1 rRNA gene is annotated in these 3,079 nt (G+C 50.0%); it reads left to right on the top strand.

The window, feature by feature from the left end:
• The first annotated feature begins 165 nt into the window (after positions 1–165).
• Positions 166–3,060 (top strand): 23S ribosomal RNA (locus NI470_RS15510).
• The last annotated feature ends 19 nt before the right edge of the window (positions 3,061–3,079 follow it).

Consider the following 3,079-nt stretch of genomic DNA (forward strand, 5'->3'; position numbering starts at 1 on the left):
GAAATGAGTTCTAGCGAAATTAACTGAATCAAGCGTTTTGGTATATGAATCTAATTGAAGCTGTACGGTGCTTAAGTGCACAAACGCCAACTGTATGAGAGTGTTGAAAGACACGATCTGTTGCTTATCCCACTTGTAAGGATAAACGACTGTTTGGGGTTGTATAGTCAAGTAATTAAGTGCATGTGGTGGATGCCTTGGCAGTCAGAGGCGAAGAAAGACGTGATAGCCTGCGAAAAGCTCCGGGGAGGCGGCAAATATCCTGTGATCCGGAGATGTCTGAATGGGGAAACCCACTTACCATAAGGTAGGTATTGCAACATGAATACATAGTGTTGCAAGGCGAACGAGGGGAAGTGAAACATCTCAGTACCCTTAGGAAAAGAAATCAATTGAGATTCCCTCAGTAGCGGCGAGCGAAAGGGGAAGAGCCCATTAAGTCATATAAGTTCTAGTGGAACGCTCTGGGAAGTGCGACCGTAGACGGTGATAGTCCTGTACACGAAAGGGCTTATATGATGATGTCGAGTAGGGCGAGGCACGTGAAACCTTGTCTGAATATGGGGGGACCATCCTCCAAGGCTAAATACTCCTGACTGACCGATAGTGAACCAGTACCGTGAGGGAAAGGCGAAAAGAACCCCTGTGAGGGGAGTGAAATAGATCCTGAAACCGCATGCATACAAGCAGTGGGAGCCGGCTTAGTCCGGTGACTGCGTACCTTTTGTATAATGGGTCAGCGACTTATATTCAGTAGCAAGGTTAACCGAATAGGGGAGCCGTAGGGAAACCGAGTCTTAATAGGGCGTTTAGTTGCTGGGTATAGACCCGAAACCAGGTGATCTATCCATGAGCAGGTTGAAGGTTGGGTAACACTAACTGGAGGACCGAACCCACTGTCGTTGAAAAGCCAGGGGATGACTTGTGGATAGGGGTGAAAGGCTAATCAAACTTGGTGATAGCTGGTTCTCCCCGAAAGCTATTTAGGTAGCGCCTCGGACGAATACCATTGGGGGTAGAGCACTGTTTCGGCTAGGGGGTCATCCCGACTTACCAAACCGATGCAAACTCCGAATACCAATGAGTACTATCCGGGAGACAGACTGCGGGTGCTAACGTCCGTAGTCAAGAGGAAAACAATCCAGACCGCCAGCTAAGGCCCCAAAATTATAGTTAAGTGGGAAACGATGTGGGAAGGCATAGACAGCTAGGAGGTTGGCTTAGAAGCAGCCACCCTTTAAAGAAAGCGTAATAGCTCACTAGTCGAGTCGGCCTGCGCGGAAGATGTAACGGGGCTAAAACTATATGCCGAAGCTGCGGATGCATAATTTATTATGCGTGGTAGGGGAGCGTTCTGTAAGCCGATGAAGGTGGATTGAGAAGTCTGCTGGAGGTATCAGAAGTGCGAATGCTGACGTGAGTAACGACAATGCGAGTGAAAAACTCGCACGCTGAAAGACCAAGGGTTCCAGTCCAACGTTAATCGGGGCTGGGTGAGTCGACCCCTAAGGCGAGGCCGAGAGGCGTAGTCGATGGGAAATTGGTTAATATTCCAATACTTCTGTGTAATGCGATGAGAGGACGGAGAAGGTTAAGTCAGCCTGGCGTTGGTTGTCCAGGTGGAAGGTTGTAGGCATGTATCTTAGGCAAATCCGGGGTACTCTATGCTGAGAACTGATAGCAAGCTGTACTTGTACAGTGAAGTGGCTGATACCATGCTTCCAGGAAAAGTCTCTAAGCTTCAGTTACACAGGAATCGTACCCGAAACCGACACAGGTGGTCAGGTCGAGTAGACCAAAGCGCTTGAGAGAACTCTGCTGAAGGAACTAGGCAAAATGGTACCGTAACTTCGGGAGAAGGTACGCTGTTGTCTGTGATAGGACTTGCTCCTTGAGCGGCCGACAGCCTCAGAAACCAGGCCCCTGCAACTGTTTATTAAAAACATAGCACTCTGCAAACACGAAAGTGGACGTATAGGGTGTGATGCCTGCCCGGTGCTGGAAGGTTAATTGATGGGGTTAGCGTAAGCGAAGCTCTTGATCGAAGCCCCAGTAAACGGCGGCCGTAACTATAACGGTCCTAAGGTAGCGAAATTCCTTGTCGGGTAAGTTCCGACCTGCACGAATGGCATAATGATGGGGGCGCTGTCTCCAGCAGAGACTCAGTGAAATCGAATTCGCCGTGAAGATGCGGTGTACCCGCGGCTAGACGGAAAGACCCCGTGAACCTTTACTGCAGCTTGACATTGAACTTTGATCTTACTTGTGTAGGATAGGTGGGAGGCTTTGAAGTCGCGACGCTAGTTGCGATGGAGCCGTCCTTGAAATACCACCCTGGTAATATTGAGGTTCTAACTCTGTCCCGTTATCCGGGACGAGGACCATGTCTGGTGGGTAGTTTGACTGGGGCGGTCTCCTCCTAAAGAGTAACGGAGGAGTACGAAGGTGCGCTCAGCGTGGTCGGAAATCACGCGTAGAGTATAAAGGCAAAAGCGCGCTTAACTGCGAGACCCACAAGTCGAGCAGGTACGAAAGTAGGTCTTAGTGATCCGGTGGTTCTGTATGGAAGGGCCATCGCTCAACGGATAAAAGGTACTCTGGGGATAACAGGCTGATACCGCCCAAGAGTTCATATCGACGGCGGTGTTTGGCACCTCGATGTCGGCTCATCTCATCCTGGGGCTGAAGCAGGTCCCAAGGGTATGGCTGTTCGCCATTTAAAGAGGTACGCGAGCTGGGTTTAGAACGTCGTGAGACAGTTCGGTCCCTATCTACCGTGGGCGTTGGAAATTTGAGAGGATCTGCTCCTAGTACGAGAGGACCAGAGTGGACGAACCTCTGGTGTACCGGTTGTCACGCCAGTGGCATCGCCGGGTAGCTATGTTCGGAAGGGATAACCGCTGAAAGCATCTAAGCGGGAAGCCTACCTCAAGATAAGATTTCCCCGAGACTTTATGTCTCCTAAAGAGCCGTTGAAGACTACGACGTTGATAGGTTGGATGTGGAAGCATAGTGATATGTGAAGCTGACCAATACTAATTGCTCGTGAGGCTTGACTATACAACACCCAAACAGTTGT

Source organism: Acinetobacter lwoffii (assembly GCF_024129115.1).
In the GTDB taxonomy this organism is placed as follows: Bacteria; Pseudomonadota; Gammaproteobacteria; order Pseudomonadales; family Moraxellaceae; genus Acinetobacter; species Acinetobacter lwoffii_T.